The sequence below is a fragment of the Micromonospora sp. CNZ322 genome (assembly GCF_007827755.1).
The window spans coordinates 56,299-79,079 of record NZ_VITD01000020.1 but is presented as its reverse complement, the minus strand read 5'-3'; the positions used below and the strand labels follow the sequence as shown (position 1 = coordinate 79,079).

Annotated in this window: 20 protein-coding genes; 14 read left to right on the top strand and 6 right to left on the bottom strand. The window is 65.8% G+C overall.

Annotated elements, in window-relative coordinates; genetic code table 11:
* Nucleotides 1–226 precede the first annotated feature (226 nt).
* The 7 genes from FB453_RS31265 (at nucleotide 227) to FB453_RS31240 (ending at nucleotide 6,810) form a co-directional block, all read left to right on the top strand.
* Nucleotides 227–694 carry a hypothetical protein gene (locus FB453_RS31265; protein WP_145796034.1) on the top strand — a complete coding sequence of 156 codons (468 nt, stop codon included), beginning with the start codon at nucleotides 227–229 and terminating at the stop codon, nucleotides 692–694.
* Nucleotides 687–1,595: an alpha/beta fold hydrolase gene (locus FB453_RS31260; RefSeq protein WP_145796032.1), complete on the top strand. Its 909-nt coding sequence runs from the start codon at nucleotides 687–689 to the stop codon at nucleotides 1,593–1,595. The genes FB453_RS31265 and FB453_RS31260 overlap by 8 nt, the downstream gene beginning before the upstream one ends.
* A 177-nt stretch (nucleotides 1,596–1,772) precedes the next feature.
* Complete coding sequence (locus FB453_RS34530) at nucleotides 1,773–1,916, top strand: hypothetical protein (protein ID WP_186718679.1); 144 nt, start codon at nucleotides 1,773–1,775, stop codon at nucleotides 1,914–1,916.
* 250 nt (nucleotides 1,917–2,166) lie between these two features.
* Complete coding sequence (locus FB453_RS31255) at nucleotides 2,167–3,189, top strand: ISAs1 family transposase (RefSeq protein ID WP_486480542.1); 1,023 nt, start codon at nucleotides 2,167–2,169, stop codon at nucleotides 3,187–3,189.
* Nucleotides 3,190–4,028: 839 nt separating this feature from the next.
* Nucleotides 4,029–4,262 carry a hypothetical protein gene (locus FB453_RS31250; protein WP_145796030.1) on the top strand — a complete coding sequence of 78 codons (234 nt, stop codon included), beginning with the start codon at nucleotides 4,029–4,031 and terminating at the stop codon, nucleotides 4,260–4,262.
* Between the two features lie 777 nt (nucleotides 4,263–5,039).
* The gene (ltrA, locus tag FB453_RS31245) at nucleotides 5,040–6,488 is read left to right on the top strand and encodes a group II intron reverse transcriptase/maturase (RefSeq protein WP_486480541.1); all 1,449 of its coding nucleotides are present in this window, start codon (nucleotides 5,040–5,042) and stop codon (nucleotides 6,486–6,488) included.
* 115 nt (nucleotides 6,489–6,603) lie between these two features.
* Nucleotides 6,604–6,810, top strand: a complete 207-nt coding sequence (locus FB453_RS31240; protein ID WP_145796026.1) for a hypothetical protein — start codon at nucleotides 6,604–6,606, stop codon at nucleotides 6,808–6,810.
* A gap of 52 nt (nucleotides 6,811–6,862) precedes the next feature.
* On the opposite strand, the gene FB453_RS31235 is transcribed toward FB453_RS31240, so the two are convergent.
* The gene (locus FB453_RS31235; protein WP_145796024.1) at nucleotides 6,863–7,531 is read right to left on the bottom strand and encodes an HNH endonuclease family protein; all 669 of its coding nucleotides are present in this window, start codon (nucleotides 7,529–7,531) and stop codon (nucleotides 6,863–6,865) included.
* A gap of 818 nt (nucleotides 7,532–8,349) precedes the next feature.
* Here FB453_RS31235 and FB453_RS31230 point away from each other — a divergent pair.
* The 5 genes from FB453_RS31230 to FB453_RS31210 are packed head-to-tail and all read left to right on the top strand — an operon-like array spanning nucleotide 8,350 to nucleotide 16,652.
* Complete coding sequence (locus FB453_RS31230; RefSeq protein ID WP_145796022.1) at nucleotides 8,350–9,288, top strand: hypothetical protein; 939 nt, start codon at nucleotides 8,350–8,352, stop codon at nucleotides 9,286–9,288.
* A 2-nt stretch (nucleotides 9,289–9,290) separates the two neighbouring features.
* Nucleotides 9,291–10,244: an AAA family ATPase gene (locus tag FB453_RS31225; protein ID WP_145796116.1), complete on the top strand. Its 954-nt coding sequence runs from the start codon at nucleotides 9,291–9,293 to the stop codon at nucleotides 10,242–10,244.
* Between the two features lie 2 nt (nucleotides 10,245–10,246).
* Nucleotides 10,247–12,049, top strand: a complete 1,803-nt coding sequence (locus FB453_RS31220; RefSeq protein ID WP_145796020.1) for a hypothetical protein — start codon at nucleotides 10,247–10,249, stop codon at nucleotides 12,047–12,049.
* Entirely contained in the window at nucleotides 12,046–13,308 is a 1,263-nt protein-coding gene (locus FB453_RS31215) for a CHAT domain-containing protein (protein ID WP_145796017.1), read from the top strand. The genes FB453_RS31220 and FB453_RS31215 overlap by 4 nt, the downstream gene beginning before the upstream one ends.
* The gene (locus FB453_RS31210) at nucleotides 13,305–16,652 is read left to right on the top strand and encodes a TIR-like protein FxsC (RefSeq protein WP_145796015.1); all 3,348 of its coding nucleotides are present in this window, start codon (nucleotides 13,305–13,307) and stop codon (nucleotides 16,650–16,652) included. Before FB453_RS31215 ends, FB453_RS31210 begins: the two co-directional genes overlap by 4 nt.
* A gap of 371 nt (nucleotides 16,653–17,023) precedes the next feature.
* Here the strand turns inward: FB453_RS31210 and FB453_RS31205 are convergent, their stop codons facing one another.
* Entirely contained in the window at nucleotides 17,024–17,353 is a 330-nt protein-coding gene (locus tag FB453_RS31205) for a tyrosine-type recombinase/integrase (RefSeq protein ID WP_145796013.1), read from the bottom strand.
* 81 nt (nucleotides 17,354–17,434) lie between these two features.
* Here FB453_RS31205 and FB453_RS34525 point away from each other — a divergent pair, with 81 nt between their 5' ends.
* Both FB453_RS34525 and FB453_RS35205 read left to right on the top strand, forming a co-directional pair.
* Complete coding sequence (locus tag FB453_RS34525) at nucleotides 17,435–17,779, top strand: hypothetical protein (protein WP_186718677.1); 345 nt, start codon at nucleotides 17,435–17,437, stop codon at nucleotides 17,777–17,779.
* 58 nt (nucleotides 17,780–17,837) lie between these two features.
* The gene (locus FB453_RS35205; protein ID WP_486480540.1) at nucleotides 17,838–18,329 is read left to right on the top strand and encodes a hypothetical protein; all 492 of its coding nucleotides are present in this window, start codon (nucleotides 17,838–17,840) and stop codon (nucleotides 18,327–18,329) included.
* Between the two features lie 286 nt (nucleotides 18,330–18,615).
* Here FB453_RS35205 and FB453_RS31195 read toward each other — a convergent pair whose 3' ends face one another.
* Genes FB453_RS31195 through FB453_RS31180 form a run of 4 tightly spaced genes read right to left on the bottom strand, consistent with a single transcriptional unit; the run spans nucleotide 18,616 to nucleotide 22,554 of the window.
* Nucleotides 18,616–19,404, bottom strand: a complete 789-nt coding sequence (locus tag FB453_RS31195) for a DUF6602 domain-containing protein (RefSeq protein ID WP_145796011.1) — start codon at nucleotides 19,402–19,404, stop codon at nucleotides 18,616–18,618.
* The gene (locus FB453_RS31190; protein WP_145796009.1) at nucleotides 19,401–19,946 is read right to left on the bottom strand and encodes a Mov34/MPN/PAD-1 family protein; all 546 of its coding nucleotides are present in this window, start codon (nucleotides 19,944–19,946) and stop codon (nucleotides 19,401–19,403) included. Before FB453_RS31190 ends, FB453_RS31195 begins: the two co-directional genes overlap by 4 nt.
* Entirely contained in the window at nucleotides 19,943–21,508 is a 1,566-nt protein-coding gene (locus tag FB453_RS31185) for a ThiF family adenylyltransferase (protein ID WP_145796007.1), read from the bottom strand. The genes FB453_RS31190 and FB453_RS31185 overlap by 4 nt, the downstream gene beginning before the upstream one ends.
* Nucleotides 21,505–22,554 carry an SMODS domain-containing nucleotidyltransferase gene (locus FB453_RS31180; protein ID WP_145796004.1) on the bottom strand — a complete coding sequence of 350 codons (1,050 nt, stop codon included), beginning with the start codon at nucleotides 22,552–22,554 and terminating at the stop codon, nucleotides 21,505–21,507. The genes FB453_RS31185 and FB453_RS31180 overlap by 4 nt, the downstream gene beginning before the upstream one ends.
* Nucleotides 22,555–22,781: the final 227 nt, after the last annotated feature.

Below are 22,781 nucleotides of genomic sequence, written 5' to 3'. Positions count from 1 at the left end.
CGCGCGTCCACCGAGCCGATCCAGGCGGGGAACTCGTCCGCCGGTCGGATCAGCCGGCCCACGCTGCCGCGCAGCGCCACCGCCGCGATTTCCGGCGGTCCCACGTATCGGTAACGCCATCGTTGCCGGGCGCCGGCCGACCGTAGCGCCAATCTGCTCATGCCATCGTGCTTGACACTCGGCGTCAAGTACTTGACGATGGGTGTCAAGCAGCGGAGGGGGCAGCATGTCGCCAACCCACGAGGAACTGACCGAGCACCTCATACGGTTGATCGACATCCGCCTGCTCGACCCTCTCGAAATCCTGGTGGACGGCCACGACGCCATCGACCCGCTGCGCGCCGTCATCCGGGAGCGGACCCGATCCTGGGCCACCACGATCGTCAGCGGCGACGAGCGGGCCGCCGTCAGCGTGGTCATGCGCGCGATTTCCACCCTCTACCCGGGGGACGGACCGTTCGATCCACCCCTCAACTGGTGGCGCAGCCCTTTCGGCCAGGCCGTCGCGCGACGGGTCGGCCACCCGACCGCCGAATCCGTGTCGTACGCGGTGGCCGGCGCCATGCTCGGCATCACCCGCCAGGGCGTCCACGACCTGGTCTCCCGCAACAAGCTCGCCCGCCATCCCGAAGGCGGCGTGCGCTCCGCCTCCGTACGCGACCGACTGCTTAAGGAAGGAACCCGACGTGTCTGAGACCATCATCGACTCCGGGACCGTGCCCATCGCGATCCGCGACTTCGGCGGACGCGGACAACCGCTGCTGCTCCTTCACGGCGCTGGCGGCAACCTCGCCCAGATGACCACCCTCGCCGAGCACCTGCACCCGTCCCACCGGGTGGTCACCGTCGATCTGCGCGGTCACGGCCGGTCCGGAGACGGCCCGTGGCGCTGGGACGACGTACTGGCCGACCTGGCCGCCGTCACCGACCACCTCGGCCTCACCTCCCCAGCGGTGGTCGGCGTCTCCCTCGGCGGCATGCTCGCCACCCTCTGGGCGCAGCGTCACCCGGAGTGCCCCGGTGCCGTCAGCTTGGACGGCAATCCGCCGTTGAACCGTCCGGACCAGCTCGCCGGGCTGGATCCGGAGCAGGCCGAGACCGAGCTAGCCAAGCTGCGGGCCGTATTCGACGGGATGGCCGCGATGCTGGCCGAACCACTAACCGCCGAACAGGTGGCCGCCATGCTGGCGGAGCAGCGGGCCATGGCCCAGCGCTACGGCGCCGCACCCGACGACTGGGCGGCGGCCTTCGAACGCAACCTCGTGCCCGGCGACGACGGCCGCAGCCGGCTGCGGCCCGGCCCGGACCTCACCCGGCAGCTCCGGGACGCCATGGACTCCCTCGACCTGATGCCCGCCTACCGCGACGTCCGCTGCCCGCTGCTGCTCGTTCTCGCCACCGAGGACCTGCCCGAACAACAGCCGTTCCAACGCCTGTACGAGGCGTACCGCAAGGTCACCGCCGAACGGCTTGCCACTGTGGACAACCCGTCTCTACGGGTGTGGCACCTCGCCGGCGCCAGCCACGCGATGGTCGCCGAACGCCCACGAGAGCTCGCCACCCTCATCATCGACTTCCTCAGCCCTCACAACTGAGGGCGACCCGCAGCAGCCCGCCTCCTGACGAAGGTCGAAGCTGCCTGCAGTCATGAGGGCCATGGGAGAGACCGAGGTGCGGCGCACCGTCGAGACGGGGTTGCGGATGAAAGCCGGGCAGGTCGTCGTCGGCATCGCCGGGATCGTCCGCGACGGCGTACCGACCAACCCGGGGGCGTGGCTGGTCACCGTCAGCAGCGCCCGGCCGTCGATGCCCTCCGCCGCCGACCAACCCAGCAGCGCACGCTCGCCGAACTCAGCCAGGACCTCGACGAACAGGTCACATCCGACTTCGACGCCGCCGTCGAGCGCCAGGCTTGATGTGGTTGGTGTAGACGCCCCCTTGCTGGTGGTAGCAGGGCGGGCTGAGCACTCAGATAATCATCGGGGTTCTCTACGCCTTGTTGATCGTCCGAAGTAAGCCATGCCAGCCCTGCCATCATCGCTGATCTCGTCTATGTCCAGCGCACCGGCTGTCACTGTGCCCGAAACCGCCGCTGGGCTGCCCGCAGCACTGGCGGGTCTACCGGATCCCCGCGCTCGCCGCGGTGTCCGCCACCATCTGACGGTCGTGGTGACCGCGGCGGTCTATGCCGTGTTGGCCGGCTACCGCTCGTACACCGCGATCGCCGAGTGGGTCGCCGATGTCCCGGCCGCGACCGCGCTCGCGCTGGGCATCGCCCCGGACCGGCGCCCGTCGGAAGCGATGATCCGCCGGTTGTTACAGGCCTTGGACCCGGATCTGCTCACCGCGGCCATCAGCGGCTGGCTCACCAGCCGGTCCACAGCCACACCACCGGCCGGAAGGCGGGCGATCGCCGTGGACGGCAAGACACTACGCGGCTCCCGCACTACCGACACCGCCGCCCAACATGTTCTCGCAGCCTGCGACCAGGCCACCGGCGTGGTCCTAGCCAGCACCACCGTGGACGGCAAGACGAACGAGATCACCCGGTTCGGCCCGCTGCTCGACCAGATCGGCGACCTGCGCGGCACCGTGATCACCGCCGACGCGTTGCACTGCCAGCGCGACCACGTCACATACCTGGCCGAACGCGGCGCTCACTGGATCCTGACCGTCAAGGCCAATCAGCCCAGCCTGCACGCCCAACTCGCCGGCCTGCCCTGGCGGGCCGTCCCCGACGCCACCCGCGCCACCGACCGCGGACACGGCCGTCGCGAGATCCGCACATGCAAGATCCTGACCGTCCTCACCGGGATCGACTTCCCCCACGCCGCCCAGGCCCTGCAGATCCGCCGCCGCAGACGCCGCCTCGACCAGCCGAAACGCTTCACGACCGAGACCGTCTACGCAATCACCGATCTTTACGTCCATCAAGCCAAACCGGCGCAACTCGCCAGCTGGATCCGTGGCCACTGGTCGATCGAGAACAAGGTCCACTGGGTGCGGGACGTCACCTACGACGAAGACCGCTCCCAGATACGCACCGGCACCGGACCCCAAGTCATGGCCGCCCTCCGCAACGCCGCCATCGGCGCCCTACGCGCCGCAGGCATCACCAACATCGCCGCCGCCAACCGCCACCACGCCCGCGACAGCACCCGCCCACTCGCTCTACTCGGCATCCCCTGACGACTTTGCCGGGGCCCTGTGAATGTGGTACGGATGTTCGAGCGGTGGGTGCCGGTAGGTCATTGTTCAACGGCGGGGATTTGGCACAACGCTCAGCTGAGCGCCCGTACCATCTCCTACTCCCTGCAGGCGGGGGTGATCCCTGATCACGAAAAGGGCACGTAGGGAGCCGGTGCCTCGGCAGGCGGGGTTGCACCGAGGCCCGCAACCTTGGCCCGCGTTGTGGCCGCCGGTGGCGAGGAGATCCATCCAGCGCGAGTCGCCCGCCGCGCCGGATCTGGCGGTCACGGCACGTCGGGCTCGATCCTGCCTGGCACGGATGCTGGGACGTGGCGCTCGCCCGCGGTCCATGGTGGCCCCTTCCTAGCACCGCTGTGATGAGCGAACGACCCATCCTGCTCAGACTCGAACGGGGCTGCCTCCACATGGCGCTGGACCAGCTAGGCAATCGGCTGACGGTCACCATGTGTGGGCGAGCGAGGGCTCTTCATTCGCCCCGCGCGTTTCGGGTCGACGCGCGCGACGGATGATCGCAGAAGATCGTGACGATCATTTTGTTATCCACAAGCGCCGAGTTATCCACAGATGGCGCCGCTGCGGGTTGATCGGCCGAACTCTGCCTGCTGAAGTACCTCCGCAGGGACGACGAGACGTCCCTGCGACTGGTGAGGGAGAGCAGCCATGACCCGGGGTGGACGCAGCCGAGCACGACGCAGGCACTGGCAGAGGCCACCAGTCGACCTCGCCGGTGTTACTGGTCTCGTCGGCGCGGTGGCGGCTCTCATCGCGGCCGTCGCGGGGCTGCCGACGGCTGCAGCCGCGCTGCTGGTGGATCGCTGATGCCCGCGGTCGGGGCATGGCTGCTCGGTGGTCCGGCCGACGGCCGCATCACCCCGATCGAGGTCGATGAGAACGGGTTCCTCTCGCAGGTCATCATCCTGCCGCAGAGCGGCGCGTATCTCGGCGCCCGCGAGCACCCCAGCCCACCCGTGCAGTACCGCTATGTTCTTTGTGACAGCGAGGCCGATCCGCCAACCTTTCAGTACGATGGGCAACTCCCCCACGACGAGTGACATCGGCGCGGGCGGCCACCAGGCCGAAGGGTGCGGCCGTTTCTTTCGGACCACAGAACGGTCGGCATAGCCCCAACCGGGTCAGCCGGCTACCCCACACTGGCCATGATTCGAACGTGTGTACGATGCGGTGGTGGAGGACGTGGCCGGGCGCTGGTGGAACGGGATTGTGCGCCACGAGGCGCTATTGATCGAGTGGAGGTGGGAGACCTTCACCCGCTCGCTGTCGTAGCAGTGGGCGTGAAGCTGGAGGCAGCCTGACCGTGGGAACGCGCGGGAGGGTGGGAAGCAGCCTCGACAACGCCGGGATGGGTTGGCACTGCCAGACGGCCCAGGTTCGGCAAGCGAGACGGAAAGGTGTACGTGAGGAACCGACGTGTAAAGCCTCTTAATTCCACCACCGGCTCGAATCTGGTGGATATGGGCCGGGATCGCGGACGAACTACCCGGGCTGATGCTGTTCGGGTGGGCATCACGGCGGCGACAGTCTCGCTGTCCGTGGTGGCTGCGGGAAAGGTCTACGGCGTACCCGCAGCAGGCCGCAGGGGCAAAGTCGGGCACCTCCTCCGTCGATCGATCGGTAGTGAACGTGGGAACCGTCGGGTGCGGACCCGCCGTGACGCGGCCAGCGTGGCGGAGATGGGAGGGCGCGTTGTCCTGCCGGGGCATCCCGATGGGGCGGAGTCCGCGTAGTAGTCCGAGGGCGGGAAAGCCGTCCACATGGCGAAGGCGGGCAGCGGGCTCGCAGGGAGGGATTGTCATGCCAGGAGGTCGCTGGTGAATACCGGCGCGCCGTGGCCAAGTCTCGACGAGGCGTGGCGGCGGGTACTGGAGATTCAGACCAAACTGCATCGATGGGCAGGCGAGGATGGTTCTCGTCGGTTTGATGATCTGTTCAACCTTGTCACTGATCCCGCGTTCCTGATGGTGGCGTGGGATCGGGTGCGGAGCAACACCGGCTCGCGCAGCGCTGGTGTAGACGGCTTGACCGCCCATCACCTTCAGGCGCTGGTCGGTGCGGAACCCTTCATGGGCATGATCCGGGAGGCGGTGCGGTCGGGACAGTTCCGGCCGCTTCCGGTGCGGGAGCGAATGATCCCCAAGCCGGGCAGTCTCAAGAAGCGCCGGTTGGGGATCCCGACCGTCGCGGACCGGGTTGTGCAGGCGTCGCTGAAGCTGGTGCTGGAGCCGATCTTCGAGGCGGACTTCCATCCGTGCTCGTTCGGTTTCCGGCCTCGCCGACGCGCCCAGGACGCGATCGCCGACATCCACCTTCTGACATCCAAGTCATACGAATGGATCTTGGAGGCGGACATCGAGGCGTGCTTCGACTCGATCGACCACGCCGCGCTGATGGCGCGGGTGCGTCGGCGCATCGGGGACAAGCGCGTTCTGAGCCTGGTGAAAGCGTTCCTCAAGGCCGGGATCCTCAAGGAAGCCGGCTCCCGCGAGGAAACGCACACCGGCACTCCGCAAGGGGGCATCCTGTCTCCGCTGTTGGCCAACATCGCCCTGTCCGTGCTGGACGACTTCGCCCAGCACATGTGGCAGACGGCGATGTCAACGAAAGGTCTGCGGGCCAAACGCCGCCGGCACGGCCAGCCAAACTGGCGGCTCGTCCGCTACGCAGACGACTTCGTCATCCTCGTGCACGGCGACCGGCATGACGCCGAACAGCTACGCGACGAGGTGGCCGTGGTACTCGCCGGGATGGGCCTGCGCCTGTCTCCGCCGAAAACCATGGTGGTCCACATCGACGAGGGCTTCGACTTCCTCGGGTTCCGCATCCAGCGGCACCGGAAACGGGGCACGGGTAGGCGATGCGTGTACACGTACCCGTCCAAGAAAGCGGTCACCGCGATCAAGGACAAAGTCCGCGCGCTCACTCACAGCTCAGCACAAGCCGACCTGACCGCCCTGCTGGAACGCGTCAACGGCGTACTACGCGGGTGGAGCAACTACTTCAAGCACGGCGTGTCGAAGCGGACCTTCAGCTACCTCGGTGCCTTCACCTGGCGCCGAACAGCTATCTGGATCCGCAAACGACACAAGGGCCTGACGTGGAAGCACCTCCGACGGCGCTTCATGGCCGGCGGATGGACGATCACCGACGGACAGCTCACCCTGTTCAGCCCGGCTTCGGTCACCGTTGCTCGGTACCGACGCCGCAGCGTGATCCCCAACCCCTGGACGCCACCGACGCGTCGTCTGACCCAGCCGACGTGAGTCCGTGGAGAGCCGGATGCAGCGAGAGTTGCACGTCCGGTTCGGAGGGCGGGCCGAAGAAACGGACCAGACGAAAGTCCGGCACCGCGCTTCGGCCCGACCCCACTGGGGGCGCTTGGGCCGCCGAGATGTGTGGCTCGTCCGCGAGGTCCGGTGGAAGGTCATCGCCCGCGCCGGTGACAGCGAGACGGGCCGGGTGCTTCGGTGGGAGTTCGACGCCGAGGGCGAGGCGCTCGCCGTGGTCAAGCGGCTGCTCGCCGCCGACGCGGGCGGCCAGTGGCGCAAGCAGTCCGGCGACAGCCAGCCGCCACAGCAGACCTAGCACCCGGCTGGCGGTCCGCGCTTCGGGGCGCAGGCCGTCAGCTGGATCGCGCTCAGGAGCTACAGGTGTTGAGCATGCTTTGCAGGGCGGACTTCTCCGACGACTGCAGGGTCAGGCCCCAGCTGTACTTCACGGTGATCCACATCTTGCTGTAGGTGCATCGGTACGACGACAGGGGCGGCTGCCAGGTGGAGGGGTCCTGATCGCCCTTGGACTGGTTGACGTTGTCGGTGACCGCGATCAGCTGTGGGCGGGTGAGGTCGTTGGCGAAGCTCTGACGGCGGCTGGTCGTCCACGAGTTGGCCCCGGAGCGCCACGCCTCGGCCAAGGGAACGACGTGGTCGATGTCGACGTCGGAGGCCGCTGTCCAGGTCGCGCCGTCGTACGGGCTGTACCAGCGGCCGGAGGTGGCGGCGCAGGCGCTGTCGACGACGACGGAGGTGCCGTCGCGTTTGAGGACCTGCTCGCGGGTGTTGCAGCTCCCGCTGATCGTGATCCAGTGCGGGAACAGGTCACGGGAGTAGCCGCTCGTCGACCCCTGCGTCGCCACGGTCAGGGCGTTGAGCTGCGACTGCGCCGTCGCCTTCGACGGGATCCCGGGAGGTGCGGCGGACGCGGGCTGCGCGCTGACACCGACCAAGGCTGCGACGGCGGCGAAAATAACTGCGCCAGCGCGGCGCGAGACGGATGGATAACGGGCAGAGACTCGGGTTACCCGCATAGGGCCCTCCTCGGCACTGGGTGGACGGCAACCGTCCCTGGCGATCGTTGCCATCGAAGGACGTCCTTGTAAAGGGGTGCCGAAGCAACCAGGAACTTGAAGCGCTCTACCCACCGCCAGGCCAGACAGGAAATCCTCCCCGAGGGGCGTACGACACTCGATCTGCAGCCACCTCGACCTGACCGAACTAGCTGCACTTGGGCACGAAAGTCGACAGCGGGCCGTTTCCGGCGCGAGGTGCGCGAGAGACGAGAGCTGCGACACCCGATTTGCTCCAGGAGTGCGCGACCCCTTGCAAACCATCGCAATTCCTGCGCGGACCGGGTACTGGCGCACACCGCGCAGTGTCGCATGTCGGACGATTGACTTCTTGCGGCGACGTGGATGCCGTAGGTCCTGCATGTGGAACAAGCCCTCCAGGCCCGAAGCCTTCGCGACATCTACGCCCCGCTGCTCGGCCCCGACGACGGCCGCCCCGATGAGGTTCACGACGAGGCGGCCCGACTTTCTTTATCTGACATGCGGAGAGCACTCACTCTCAGGTACATGTCGGCTCCGTCGGTTCACCGCATCGAGCTGCGCGTGAGCGGTGTCGTTGTCGGCGTTACCACCCGAGCCCGCGTCTGTCGCGCCGCCGGGACGGCCGGCGATACTCCGGCGGGCGAGGGCGATCGATCTTCCCAGCCGGGAGACTCGACCCGGTACAGAGTCATCCATTTTGCTTGCGAGACTTGTGCCGAGGCCACAGTCATGTCCTTCTACGACGAGCGCCTCCTTCCAACCTGCGAAGCGGGACACGGCAGAATGGAGCTGCGCCGGTGAGCCTGAGCACGGTAGCGACTGCCCCAAAGGGCTTCGATTCCGGAAGGCTGGTCCGAGTCGTCTATCTACCCACCTATGCGGTGCTGCTCTTCCTACTGGTCCTGGTCTGGGCCGGAGCGCCGGGCGACAAGCTGAACTTCGGCACCGCCTGGCGCACCGCCGCAGGCCTGGGCGCGGCGGAGATTACCCTGATCGGTTTAGCCGTCGTTGTCCTGGCGGCGTCACTGCACCCGCTGCAGCTGACGGTGATGCGCCTCCTGGAGAGCGGCCCGCCCCGCTGGCTTGGCTCCGGCTTACTGCGGGGGTGGCAGCTAGGCCGCAAGCGGCGACTCGAACAAAGAGCAACGCTGCCTGCCTCGCCCGGTCCATTGAGCGACGACCAAGTGCGCCAAGCCGGCCTTGCTGGATCAAAGCTGCGCCAACGCTTTCCGCTGCCTGAGCATCTCGTGCGTCCTACGGCGGTAGGCAACATCCTCGCTGCGATGGAGGATCTAGCCGGACGTAGCTATGGCATCGATGCGGTCATCGCTTGGCCCCGCCTCTACGCCGTACTCGGGGATCGTATGAAGGCCATCGTCGATGACCGACGTGACACGATGGACGCAGCCGCACAAATGACTGCCTCGGCCGCTATCGCGACGGTAGGCGCTGGTGCGCTGCTGTGGGGTGCTCGTGACTGGTTATGGCTGTTAACACTGGTGCCGTTCGCGCTGGGGGTCCTGTCATACGCGGGGACGGTCAAGGCCGCGACGGCATATGCCGAGTCCGTCCAGGTCGCGGTCGACCTGCACCGCTTCGACCTGCTCACGGCGCTGAAGGTAGCGCTGCCGGCCACTTTGGAAGAGGAACAGACGATCAATCGACAGCTAGGCGACCTGTGGCGGCAGGGAGTTCCGCCGGATCTCCGATATGTGAGTGAAAAGGAAGCTCCGTGACGATGTCGAAGTACCAGCGCGCGATCCTCCCGTATTCCTTCATCGTCGGCCAGGATGACCTGCGACTCGCCCTACGAATCTCTTATGTCGACCCGGGCATCGGCGTGCTGGCGACTGGGGGCCGGGGAACAGCAAAGTCGACCACGATCCGCGCGTTCTCCCTGATGGCATATGACGACCTGCCCGTCACGCTGCCGATCGGGGCCACGGAAGATCGGGTGCTGGGCGGGCTCAGCGTGGAAGCTCTGCTACGCGGCGAATCTGACTGGCAGGACGGCCTTCTGGAGCAAGCAAGCAAGTCTAAGGCGCGTTTGCTTTACATTGATGAGGTCAATCTTCTTGACGATCATCTGGTGAACATCATCCTCGACGCGGCCTCCACGGGAATCCTCGAGGTCCAGCGAGACCACGTGAACCAGCGCCCGATCCCTGTGAGCTTCGCGCTCGTCGGCTCGATGAACCCGGAAGAAGGAGGACTCCGCCCACAACTGCTTGACCGATTTGGTCTTGTCGTCACCATGCGCGCGGATAACGATGCGCAACATCGAGCAGCGGTACTACAGAATGTGCTCACCTTCGAGGAGGAGGCCACGAAACCGCAGTCTTCGGTCCTGGAGACCATTCGCCAACGGAACCTGCGAGAAGCCGTGGTGCTAGGGAAGGCACGCGATCGCCGGGCCTCGGTCACGATCAAGCACGCGATGGACGCTTGCGCAAAGGTGGCTGCCGAGTTCGAGCTGGTCGGACATCGCGGAGAGATCATGCTTCTCCGCGCGGCCAGGGCAATCGCCGCGTTGGAGGGCGACTCGGTGGTGGGCGACGACCACATTCGTGCCGCAGCCCGACTGGCGCTCGTCCATCGCAGGCACAGCGCTGAGTCGGGCACGCTCGTTTCCTGGTCGGAGGATGACGACGTCCGCGTCCAAAGGGCCCTCGACGACCGGCGAGCAATCTAGACATGAGCCAGGCCCAAGATCGGTTTCTCGAGCTGGTGCGCTGTCTGGCGGTGGCACCAAAGCTGCAGGGCACGCTCTTCCTTGACCTGGACCCGGCCCTTCTGCAGGCGGCCGGCCATTGGCTCGCCGACTGCATCGAGGCGAATCATGGGCGGCGGCCACGCGTTGTGACGCTCGGGTCGTGGCACACCGACGACGACCTGTGGACGAACATGCGGCTGACCGAGACCGGGCTGGAGACCGTACCGGGACTGCTGGTCGAAATGGAAGCCGAACCGCCACCGGTCTTCTTGGTGCCGGACCTGGCCACGGCGAGCCTCTCCGTACGCCGGGCCGTGGTGACTACAGCGGGTGCCGACGCGGCAAGCAGTCAACGGCACGGCTTTAGCGAGGTGTGGCATCCGCGCGCCCGATGGCTCGCCGCCGCCCGGCGAGATGCGGTGGCAACCATGTCCGCTCACCTGCTCGATAGATTTCCGATCAGATGCGACGGCGCGGACGTTCGTGGTCCGGAGCGGGCCAATGCTCTCGACGAGGACCCTGCCGGCTGGCTGAGGGCGGCTCTCGGCACGGTACCCATCGAGAAGGCAGCAAGTTTCGGCCCCCGCGGGCTCGAGCGAGTAGCTGAGCTCTCCTCCGAGGCCCCGGGCATGCGCCGGGACATCGCATTCGCCCGCCTCAGCCGGGCGGTCGCTGTTCGGCGTGGCAGCTCGACCGTCTCGGTACCCGACGTGGACCGAGCAGCCGCCCTGCTGGGGATGCTCAACGAGGCGAGTCCCGAGCCGGAGCCTAAGCATCTGACGGCATCGCCCGAGGTGCGGGGACCCGCCCTGTCCGAACCCCACGACGGCGAGCCGGAGCGAGACGGTCCTGAGCTAGAGGAAACGCTGGAGCATGAGCCCGTGTCGGCGACGTCAGGCAACGGCCCGGAAGTTCTCGGCGACATCGAGCACGCGAGCTCGGCCATGACGGAGGGCTTCTTCCCTGAGGACGACAATCAGATACTGGCCGAGCCGATGGCCCTGCGTGAATGGTGGCATCGGCGCGCCAGTGGTCAGGATCATCGCGGGCAGATCATCGGTACCCAACGCACGAGGTCCCTGCGCGACTTCGCCGTCATCGCCACGTTGCTCGAGGCGCACAAGTTCAAGGCCATCCGGCCGGGCAGGGGCCGGAAGCTCGTCATCGCGCACGGGGATTTGCGTCGATTTCGGAGACGACCGGAGCCGACGGCGGCCATGGTGCTAATCCTCGACCACAGCTGCCATCGGGGGTGGGACTGGTCGCCTGCGCTCGCCTCCTATCTACGCTGGGCGTACATCACGCGCGCTTTGGTGTGCGTCATCGAGTTCGGCTATCGCGGCGCACCGAACGAGTTGCGCGCGGACCGGTACAGGGCGCGTAGCCTGCTGGATCCGCGCATCGCCGTGTCACTCAGTCGGGACCCAGGCCGGGCCAGCCCGCTGGCCCATGCCGTCGACCTAGCCGCTGACGAGCTGCGGCATCTACTCCGGCGCAGGCACACCCCGGTGCACGAAGCGCTCCTGCTTGTGGTGACCGACGCGCGAGGCAATGTGCCGTTCTCGGACAGCGCCGGAGGCCGCATCTCGTCGGTGGTGGGCAGGCGCGGCGTGACAGACGCACTCGAGGCGGCCAAGGCAACGGCCGAACTTCGCGGCCTCCGCGCCGTCGTGCTAACCCCGGACGTCGCGCCCTATCCCCAGCTCCCCTTCGAACTCGCGGATGCCCTGGGTGCCATCGTGACTAGCCCGCTCCCAAGGGCACCGTCGGGACGCCTGCGATGACGCACGCCGAACGCATCGCTCGAGGAATCAAGGCGTTTACCGACGCCGATGGTGGTCTGCCCGCAATACGCGAGCAGACCCGGCCGGTGGACCGCTCACCCGATGTGAGCACGTCGCGAGAAGAGCCAACCGCCTTCGACCCAACCTACGTGGGCCTAACCGAAAACCTTCCGGAGCGCACGGCCCTGCTCTGTGTAACTGCTGACCACGACCGGCAATTGTTCAAGCTTCACTGGTTCTTCGACGGCAGGTCCGACGAATCGCGCCCTGCAGACGTCGACACGCAGTCGAGGCCACCGACCACTTTAGCCGAGATCCTTCGGACCAAGGAATGGGAGAGCGGCTATCACTGCCTTATAGCCTGGTGGTCCGGACTGAACCGGCTTGCTACATGGACTGAGGATCTGTTATCCGCACGGAGCGGCGATGAACGACTCCGTCTGATTATCTGGGACAACACAAGCTTCCAAATTCCATGGGAGACGATGTATTCAGACACATGCGGCCGGTGGGTTGGCGGAGAGGTCGAGGTAGTCAGGTGGACCTCGATCAACGACATCGGTCGCGTTGCGAGTTACACCGCAGAGCCCGCCATGTGCCGCGGTGGTGTGCTGGCTCTGGAGACGGAAGACATCTTCGGTCCAGCTGGCCCGTTGCTGGACGCCCCGCTCGCCCGCTATGGCGCCACCGCCAAACGCAACATGTGGCAGCTGCTCACTGCGCTCAATAGTTCCGAGCAGGAATTCGGCCTTGTGCTGGTGCGCTGCCACGGCGTTTACGGCGAGACGACGAGTGAGTTCGAGCTCGGAGGGATGAAGATGACGCACTACCACGAGTTCCGGATGACAGGGTTACAGACCTTTCCGGCGGTGGTGTTCCTCAACGCCTGCGATACGGCGTCCATGACGGCGCCTGGACGGCATTCGTTCGTGGCCACACGGAGCTTCGCGGAGCTCTTCTTGCGGCGGGGCGCCAACAGCGTACTGGCCACGCTCGGCCAAATTGACCACGACCACTCGCACGAATTCGCAGTTCGCTTGCTCGAGGCGGAGGGGGTGGAGCAGCGGCTCGCCGCCCTACTGCTAGAGCACCGGCGCCAGGCCGTACGCCGGGTGCGGCTGCGCCCGGACGATCTCCAGGCGGACTCGCGCGACGAGTTCGACTTCGAAAGCTTCTTCCAGAGCTTCGCCTACGTCTGCTTCGGTCATCCCGACACGGTGCTTCAACTCACCGCGAACTTAAGCGGCGGTCCCTCATGAACGTCAACCCGGCGGTCGGGATAAGGCCCGTCGTCACCTGGCCTCGCGAGGTATATCCCGGGCAGAACTATCTGATAACCGTAGATCTCGCCACCGAACTAATGGAGCAGTGGCCATACGAGCTGGAGGAGTACGCTGTCACCTGCCTGGTCGACAGTAGTCCTTGGTGCCAGGTTGAATCCCATGGCTCCAGTACACTGCTTTTGCACCGATTCGGCGGGACGTACGGCCCCATCCAATTCATCGCGCACGTAGGCCAGCCAGAGCGAGGTCCACTCAATCCGATCAGGCTCACGTTCGTGACCGCAGGCGGTCTTCCATTCCACACGGTCGAGCTGCCGCTAGTCGTCACGAACCAGTCCGACGCGACCGTCCAGCGCCGGCTCATGCGCCCGGCGCAGCCGCGCCCGGCGGCCTCCGGTGGCGACGGAAGCGCCACCGCGCAACCGAGCCGCATCGAGCGACTGAGCCCCGTCGCCGAGGAGACTGGCGAACTCATCCGGCGGCAAACTCTGATGCTGTTTGATCGCCTACGGCTGCCCCACGCCGACATCTCCAGGTCGGTCACGTTCGACGACCTCTACGTCGAACCATTGCTGCAAAATGGACCACTACGCGCCACATTGGACACTCTGACTCAGCAGGCTCCCCGGGTCGTCGTACTCGGCGACCCGGGGAGCGGAAAATCAACGGTGCTAACGCGGCTTGCATGCACTGCGGTGATGACAACGGAACAGATCCCGCTCGTCATCAGTCTGCGTGAGATCGGCCCTCAAGACGCGACGGTCGTCGACATGCTGGTATCCATATGCATCCGCTTATATGGCGTACACGTGCTACGGGAGACGCTTGAGGAAATCTTGACGGCGGGTCGCGCCCTACTGCTGCTCGACGGCTTGGACGAGATGGTGGATCCCGACGCGCGACGCAGTGCCGCCTCCCTCATCGACGCTGCGGCCGTCACCTATCCCAAGATAGGCATCGTAATAACCGCGAGGCGATTGGGGTATCGCGAGGTACCCTTGAACGACGACCTCTTCAGCGTCGCCGAACTGATTCCCTTCAACCATGCTCAAGTGGTCGAATATGCACGTAAATGGTTCCGCCTAGACGATGAGTCCCCCACCGGCGAACCGGAGCGAATGACGGCGATGTTCCTCCAGGAGATCGCCGCGGTTGGCGACCTAGCCCCAAATCCACTCATGCTTTCGCTGTTGTGCGCGCTGTATCGCTCCGACGGATTCATCCCAAGGAACCGGCCGGAGGTGATCGAGCGCTGCGCGCAAATGATGTTCGAGACGTGGGACCGCGCGCGCGGCATCGAGACGCTTTATATGTTTAATGCGCACTTACGGGGGGCCGTTCAGAGGCTGGCTTGGCGCATGTTCGAGGGCGACAAGAGCTGGCTAACACGGTCCCAGGCACTTAAAACGATTTCCGGATACCTGCACGAACGGCAGTTTGAGGACGAGGACGAAACGCTTGCCGCAGCTAACCAATTCCTCGACTACTGTGCGGGCCGCGCTTGGATCATCACCGACGTTGGCAGCTCCCGGAGCGAGCCGCTGTACGGCTTTACACATCGCACCTTCCTGGAGTTCTTCTGCGCGGAACACCTGGTACGGCAAAACCGGAACCCCGCCATCCTCTACCGGGCCATCGAACCCAGGCTAAATGACGCTCGCTGGCATTCGGTGACCGAAATCGCGGCCCAGCTGATCGACAGAGGAATTGAGGATGGTGCCAACACGCTGCTCGATGCGGCGCTCCGCAGCGTGATCGACCTGCCGACTAACCAACAGCTAGACACCCTCTCTTACTGCGCGCGGGTCCTCGACCTCGTCCCGATCGCGTCGCAGCTGGTCAACCGGATCGTGTTCGGCTGCGTCGCCGCCGCCGGACTCACACCCGCCCAACGAAAGCAAGCCAGCGGAAAGCTGGTATCGGGTCTTGCTGACCGACCGCTAGCCGACCTGCTGGCCTGCTCGCTGCCCGACAACAGTAGAAAGGTTTACGCCGGACTCGAGATCGTGCTGGAGCATGGCACCCCCGCCGAGCTAGCCACCCGGGCGTTTGCCCTGGTCAACCTGCACCGGCTTTTCCCCGAAGGAGATGAACGCTGGGCTGATCTACAACTCTCTATAGTTGCTCGAACTCGTAACATGCTTTCCCCTAACTCTAAATTGACAGCGCTTCAAACGTCGCTGATGCAACACGACCTGCGGCTCGCGGAGCCGCCGATCCTTCAGAACAACGTCTCCCCGCTGTTTGACAGCTATTTTTTCCTGGGACGAATCACACCGCCAGTCGCCTATGAACTGCTCGTGAATTCCTGGCCGAGCAACGACGTATGGCTGAGGAACCTTTCGAATGCGCTACTGGCCGCGCCGGCGCCGTGGACTGACGAGCATCTGAGGCCCTTTGCGCTCCAGGCCGCGCTCGATCTGGCGGAGACCTGGCCCAAACTACCCCGCATCGAACGTTCGATGAGGATCATGCTCTGCCTTCCCTTCCTCGAGGATCTCGCGAACCGGAACCTGGCCTCACAACTGGGCAACGACACGATAGGCGCGCTGGTCAGCATGCGTGCCTCGAGAACGATTCAAGGTCTAGGCGAGTTGTCGTTGGGAATGTCGCCCGATGAGGCCCATCTAATGACCCGATGGCTCACCGGGGAGATAACCCTCGTCAATGCACCTGGGCCTAGAAAAACCAGAACTAGCGGCCGCAGCGCACCATTGTTCTTCGTCAGCTACGCTCGCCCCAAGCAGCACTCGGCGACCGACGAGCATCCCCGGCGCGAGGTCGCCAGACTCTTCGAGGATCTATGCGATCACGTGCGGGAGCTTACCGGACACGACAACCCAGGTTTCATCGACCTGTCGATGGGGCTCGGGGATCCGTGGCGCATGGAGGTGCTGGATGCGTTGGGGAACTGCCAAGTATTTGTGGCGCTCCTGTCGCCAGCCCTGCTGAACGACGAGTGGTGTGGCCAGGAATGGGGTGGCTTCGCGCAACGGAGGACCACCCCACGAGAGGGGGTGGAGCGCTCGTCACGCAACGCGATCCTCCCGGTAGCATGGACGCCTCTGAATTCGCTCAGCCTGCCTGACGACGTACGCACGGTGCAAATCTTCCGTCCTCAAACGCCCGCTCGCGACTCCGTCAATTACTACCAGGAGGACGGTATCTACGGCCTGCTCAAGACTGGCCGGCAGGAGGCATATCAGAGTGCGGTTTGGCGGCTCGCCCGGGAGATCGTCCAGACCTCCAGGGCCGTGGAGGTGGGGCCGCAGGTCCTGCGCCCCGACACCATCCAAAACGCGTTCGAAAGCCGCAGCTGAATCCCCGGTAGAGAGCAGCAGCGCTGATGGCGTCGGCCCACAAACACCGTCGATCGTCCTAGCTGCCGTCCTCTGACTCTACGCGAACCTGATGGCCGCGAACCTGGCCGGCGCGTTCCTGTTCTGCGCCAAGACCGACGATGACACCCTTTTACCCATAGGGGGGTGGCCCGGCCGGCACCGTGTTAGGGCCGTCGGGAGGAAAGCCCGCTACATGCCCTCACCACGCTTCCCTGACTGGAGCGGTGCGGTAGCGGTGCGGCGGTGGTGGCTTCGCCAGCACTGTCTTGCTCATCCTCACCGTCGTCCGGTTAACCGGCGACGAACCGCACTAAGGCAGGGGGTACCTCGTGATTCGGTCCGCGAAGGCCTCATTCGAAGATCCGCCCCACCACGGCGGCTTGCTCTGTGACGCCCGCGCGGAAGTAGCGGGCGGTGGTGCCGAGCGAGGCGTGCGCAAGCAGGGCCTGGACTTGCGCGGAGTCGGCGCCGCCCTGGCATAGCCGGGTGGCGTAGGTGTGGCGCAGACGGCGTGGGCGCAGGCCGGGCAGGCCGGCGGCGTCGTCGACGGCGAGCACCGCCTGGGTGATGCCGGAGGTGATGAGCCGATCACGTTGCCCGGTCCACAGGTGTCCCGCCTCGCTGCCGCGCGGACATGCAGCTCGGCGATGCCGCCGGCAGCCGCTCCGTCCCCCATCCATAGTGGTCGCCCCCGCTCGGCGGATGTGATACGCCGTCCGGACGGGCGACAATGGCGAGATGTCAGCGTTGGGATACTGACCGTGATCGCGCCGTCGATCGCCGTAGAGGGCCCGGCCTGGGGCGAGCCGGGGCTGACGGCGCGTGCCGGCCGATACCCGTTGGCCGTGGAGGCGCCGGTCATGGCGGGCGTCGACATCCTGGTCCCCGGCGTCTCCACGCTGAGCCACTACGCCCGCTACTACGCCCTCTACTGGGCGCTGGCCGCCCACGCGGAGGCCACCGGCCTGGACGAACAGCGGTGCCGGCGGCTAATCCGGCGGACCGAGGTGGCGCTCGCGGTGATCTCCCGGGCCGCCGGCACGGACAGCCCGGATCCAGCGCCGGCGGGATCTACGGCGACCTCCTCGACAAGACGGGAATCGTGAAAAAGCGACCTTCGTCCCGGTGGTGGCAGACGCGCCACGTCCAGGCACCACCGCGGCGGTGAGCGGCACCGCAAGAGCCGCAACTGGCGCCGGCATGGTCACCGCTGCGGCATCCTTCGTTTTCCTCGCCGTCGCCACCGCCGCGAGCGTGTACGCCGAAGAGCAGCGGCGCAAGGCCATGGAGAAGGTCACCGAGCTTCTCGAGGAGCTGACCGCCGACGATCTCGACGCGGAGCGCGATCGCCTCAACGGCGCGACGACAGCCGTCGAGAGAGCGACCGCGCTCCTGCTCGACAAGGGTGAGGCCGGGCATTCCCCGGGCCTGGACGCCGCGGTGCATACCGTCGACACCGCCATCGCGCGGCCACACCCAGGGCCGGCGCATGGCAGGCGAAACTCGCTGTGTTCTCTCCAGATCGCTTCACGGCGGTGCTGCAGGACGAGCAGCGAAGCGTGGACGAACTCCAGGGCGAGCTGCAGGCGTTCCTTGTCGACTTGGCGGAACTCCGACTCCGGGCTCCCACCAGGAGCTTCACGGACCGCCTACTGACGCAAGGCGAAGTGAACAACCTGCTTGCCTGGCCAGCCCGTTTGCGGCAACTAACGAGCGAGGAGTCGGTAGCTGCCTCGGAACTTCCCGACGTCGAGATCGGCCTCGTCCAGCGGGCGGACGGCAAAGTACTGGTTTCTGCCCGCGAAGGCTCTGCCGCGACGATCAGGTCGCCTGAGTCGACTGTTGAGGTGACCCGCCAGCAAAACCTCAACCGGCCATGCAACGGCGATGACTACGCTTGCGCTGGCTCGGCGCTAGAGGTCGTAGGCCGAGTTGCAGCCTTTCATCGTGCCGGAACCTCTGTTGGCAGTTCACGAGACGCGAGCACGGAAGTGTAAGCGTCGATGTTCATGGCTGAGACCGTGCCCATCTGTTGCAGCCGAGCAAGGAGCCGCATCGCAAAGTAGGCTAGGCCGACCTCGGCGTCCGCAGTGACGAGGCCAGGATCTGCCGTGATGTTTCCGGGCAGCTCGAACGCGCCGTGTTCGAGGCCGCAGCCCAGATCGATGCGCTCGTCCTCGGTGAGATCATCTAAGCCTCTACGCAGAGCGCGGCCGAAGGGTGGATTCCAATCGCTCCGGCAGGCCAGTAGGCCGCCGAGGATTCGCGGCGGCGGCTTCGGATTGTTGACAGTGCCGCCTGCGTGCACGATGGGTGCGGTTGTGCGATGCAACCGGCGGACGCTGGCCACCTTTTCCCCGGCCTCACGTAGATATTCGCGGTTGAGTTCCTGCTTGGCCTCGAAGACGGCATAGACGCTCTCTGCGGGCAGGAAGAGGGCACCACCCATCTCCCAGAACAATGGGGTGAAGTGCCGGTCGAATACGACGACGTCGAGTTGGAGGCTTTGATGGCCGCAGCTGTCGACGACGAAGGCTTTGTCAACGGCGTATCGCCTCGGCAGAAAGTCGCGAAGCATCGTGATCCATTCGGCTTCGCTGCCGTCACCGATGGTCGGCATGTGACCGACGAGCTCCGGTGCGGCCTCCATGACGGCCCGAAGGCGTTTCGACTTCGCGGCGAAGGCGGAGCGCAGGTTAAATGGACGTTTGTCGTCGGATTCGGCGCTCAACAAGACTCCCTTGTCGTAAGGGCCGTGGCTTCGGCTTCCAGGCTGGCTGCCGGGTCCTCGGTGATCGCTACCTCAGCCTCGTCGATATGGACGGGGTTGATGGCTGCCACGGGCCAAAGATCTTGGCGGATCGCAGCGCGGCCGTGGACATGCGAGAGCCCTTGGGCTCGGTCGGCTAGGACAACGAGTGCTACAGGCCCTTGGGCAAGGCGGGCGATGGCTGCGAGGGCGCGCAGGTCGGTCCGGCTCGGGCCGATGTCAGCGGGATGGGTGTGCCATTCGCCGACGTATCCCACCACGGGCGGGGCATCACCGCGTCCGATGGTCATTCGCGCTTGCGCTTGGCGGTAGCACCGCAGGTAGCCGCGCCGGCTGCTCTGCGGATCTGCGACCGTGGCTGTACGGGTCACCACTATGAGGCGCGGTGTGCGGAAGCCGAGCAGAATGCCGCCGGTCTCGTTCGGAAGCGCCGCCATCCCGTCGGCGATCGTCGCGTCGAGTGCTTGCCGGGTGATGAGGATGTCAACCTTGTCCGCAGTCACTGATCCTTCCCTTCGGCGAGGGCACGTTGTTCGCCAGGCGTGGCGACACCGGGATTCAGCAGCAGACCGATGGCGTGGCGGACGGCAAGTGCGGCGGCCTCCCACACCGCCGCCGGTGGTGTCTGGCTGATGGGGCTGCCACACCCGGTTTCGTAGAGGTCGCTGCGGGGTGGCGGCAGTTGCGGGAGTGGCAGCGGTCGCTCGCCGTCACGGACGGGAGTGTGGTCGACTCGGATGGCGTAGCCGTCAGCGAGGACGCACACGGACAGCAGGTGCCCGGCGCCAGCTCGCGCCGCCGCAGTGAGCATTGCGGTGGCGGTGGAGTCAGCGGTGGCATCGACGACAACATCGTGACTGGCGAGCAGGGTGAGAGCGTCGGCAACCGATTGCAGCCGGTCGTCTCGCCACTGCAGGGCACCGAACTTGGGACGTCTCTTGCTCAGCGCTTCCGCGACTGCACGGGCCTTCGGCAACCCGATCGCATCGCCATCAAGTAGGTGGCGTGTCGTGTTGCCCGGCAGAAGGAGGTCACTGTCGATCAGCACCAGTTCCCCGACGCCGCTGCGATGTAGTAGGTCAGCGACTACAGATCCGATAGCGCCGACGCCCACGACGGCGACTCGTTTGCTGCCGAGATCCTCCGTTCGGGGATGAGCGCGGATGGTTCGCGTGGCGAGGTCATCGGGAGCCGTCTTCAAAGACTTCAAGGTCACCTTGGCCTCCTTGTTGGCGGCGAGGGCGAGTCCCAGTACTCCTCGAACGTCGCGGTGACGGTAGATCAATATCACCCTTCGCAGGCCTTCGTCGTAGGCACGGGTCAGAGCACGGGCACCGTCAGCGCCAACTGCGTTGCAGAGATCGTCCCAGTCCCGGATCGGGCCATCCAGCTCCTTGGCTTCCAGTATCAGCACAGTGTCGGATGGCCAGATTCGGCGGCCGCTGGCGCGGCCCTGCCGGCGAGCCGCCGCTACTGGGCCGACGCGAAGTACGCCGTGCCGTTTCCGGTGCAGCTGAAGCACTTTGCCCTCGTGTCCGGCCAAATTTCCGTACAGGATGAGGGCTCGTTCCTTCGAGGGGTGCAGGTACCGGTCGAGGTCCAACGCTGGTGCGTCTTCGCTCCACCCTGCCGCATCCTGCGCCAGCCAGGCACGGGCTTGGTTCAGCAACTGCTCGCCGTCGGTCCAAGGGATTCGGGTGTGATCTGCTTGTATGAAGAGGCACATCGCGCCGTCGGGGTCACGGTGCCAGCCGTTGCTGGCCTCGTAATAGTTGTCGGTGAAGGCTCGCCCGGTTACCTGCTCAGCCCAGCCACGGCTCAGCGGCATGACCTTCGGTGCGGTGAAGGGAAAGGCGTCCTCAAGAATGATCTCGACGAGCGTCGCTCGCGTCGACCCGTTGTCTCGATTGGCCGGCCGGAACGTCAAACCACCGCGCCAGCGGTCCGTTGGGCCGCCAACACGCCGGAAGCCGGCGTGAGCCAGCACGTCGAGGAGCGCATCGCGAGCGACGGCCCTGCCGATACGCAGCGCTTCCGCCGCGTCGATTCCTTCGACGGTGGTCATCCGAACCGGCGGTTACCTGCTGGGACGGTACGGTCTCCAGCGGTCACGGACGTGAACCGCTTGGCGGTGCCGTCTGCGTTGCAGTCCGCAGGCATCGGGAACACGTAGTCTGTGTCCCCTTGGTCATCGACGGCCTTGCCGAGTAGATCACGGAAGGTCTTTGCAGCAGCGCAGCGATTCTCGCTGGCCAAAGCCTCCTCGGCTCGACCAGCGGCGTCCAGAAACGCATTGGCGAGATCCCGTTTGTCCTCGTCCTCAGCCCGGACGACCACCTTTTTGCCTGGGATCGTCGGATCATCGAGTCCGAGGCCGAGGCCGAACGCGTCGTGCATGACGTTGCCGGTCTCCCGTAGGGCGCTGGCGTAGTAGTCAGCCTGCGTCGGCCCCTCGACCAGGCCGGTGCGGAAGGCGTGCAGGACGGCAATCTCGACGGTGAGCCCACCGGGCTTGCGCTTACCCATCAGGCTCCGGCGCGTCTGCCGCAGTAGCTTGACAGTCGGCACGTAGAAGCCGTCGAAGTTGTCCTCGTTGTTCAACTCACTGGTGAGACGTGTCAGCTCGTGAGGGTTCGTCGCCTGCCAGCCCTGCGGATCGTCACCATCCTCGCGCTTCGGCAGCTGCCAGGCCTCGATGCCGGTAGACGAAGTCCACGGCCGCGCCGGGACGGCGTCCACGTACAAACCATCGTATTCCGGGAAACTCACCTGCAGGCTGCGCGCCTGCCGGTGTACCCGTGTCTTGCCGTCCACTGACGGGAAGGCCCTTCTCAGTACACGCTCGAACTCGCCCAGCAGCGTGCTTGGCAAGACGCCACTACCGACCTCCGTCAGCCGGCCGAAGACGTCGACGTCCTTGATCCGCCTGATGCTGACGTGCCGCTTGTAGCTGCCGATTAGCAGCCGCTGGAAACCCCAACCTGCGATCACGGAATCGGCGGCGAGCGCGTCACTCACCTCTGCGTGAGCCAGCGGCGCGTTCGTCTTGTCGGCCTCCGTCGGCTCAATGTTTCCCAGCGCGTCGTCGAACTGTGTCACCAACGCCGGCATCGCCTGATCTCCTCCACGTACCTACCCCACTTCTCAACATGAGTGCCTGGCCGTGTGCCGCCCATAGGCGGAGCCGCAGGGATGGCCGGCGTGGCATCCTCCGTCCTCCTGCTCACCGGCAAGCGACAGTAGCGGAAGCGTCTGACAAGAACCGCAGGGAAGAAGCGCACCTGCCCGTCCCGCATTCATCGGTCTTGTTGTGAAATTGCTTGCGCAGGTGGGCCAGA

Excerpts from the sequence above, each read along its gene's own strand:
- FB453_RS31180 (WP_145796004.1), bottom strand. The coding sequence starts at position 22,554 with ATGCCGGCGTTGGTGACACAGTTCGACGACGCGCTGGGAAACATTGAG.
- FB453_RS31220 (WP_145796020.1), top strand. The coding sequence starts at position 10,247 with ATGAGCCAGGCCCAAGATCGGTTTCTCGAGCTGGTGCGCTGTCTGGCG.
- FB453_RS31185 (WP_145796007.1), bottom strand. The coding sequence starts at position 21,508 with ATGACCACCGTCGAAGGAATCGACGCGGCGGAAGCGCTGCGTATCGGC.
- FB453_RS31250 (WP_145796030.1), top strand. The coding sequence starts at position 4,029 with ATGCCCGCGGTCGGGGCATGGCTGCTCGGTGGTCCGGCCGACGGCCGC.
- FB453_RS31215 (WP_145796017.1), top strand. The coding sequence starts at position 12,046 with ATGACGCACGCCGAACGCATCGCTCGAGGAATCAAGGCGTTTACCGAC.
- FB453_RS31265 (WP_145796034.1), top strand. The coding sequence starts at position 227 with ATGTCGCCAACCCACGAGGAACTGACCGAGCACCTCATACGGTTGATC.
- FB453_RS31205 (WP_145796013.1), bottom strand. The coding sequence starts at position 17,353 with ATGGATGGGGGACGGAGCGGCTGCCGGCGGCATCGCCGAGCTGCATGT.
- FB453_RS31210 (WP_145796015.1), top strand. The coding sequence starts at position 13,305 with ATGAACGTCAACCCGGCGGTCGGGATAAGGCCCGTCGTCACCTGGCCT.
- FB453_RS31225 (WP_145796116.1), top strand. The coding sequence starts at position 9,291 with ATGTCGAAGTACCAGCGCGCGATCCTCCCGTATTCCTTCATCGTCGGC.
- FB453_RS31235 (WP_145796024.1), bottom strand. The coding sequence starts at position 7,531 with ATGCGGGTAACCCGAGTCTCTGCCCGTTATCCATCCGTCTCGCGCCGC.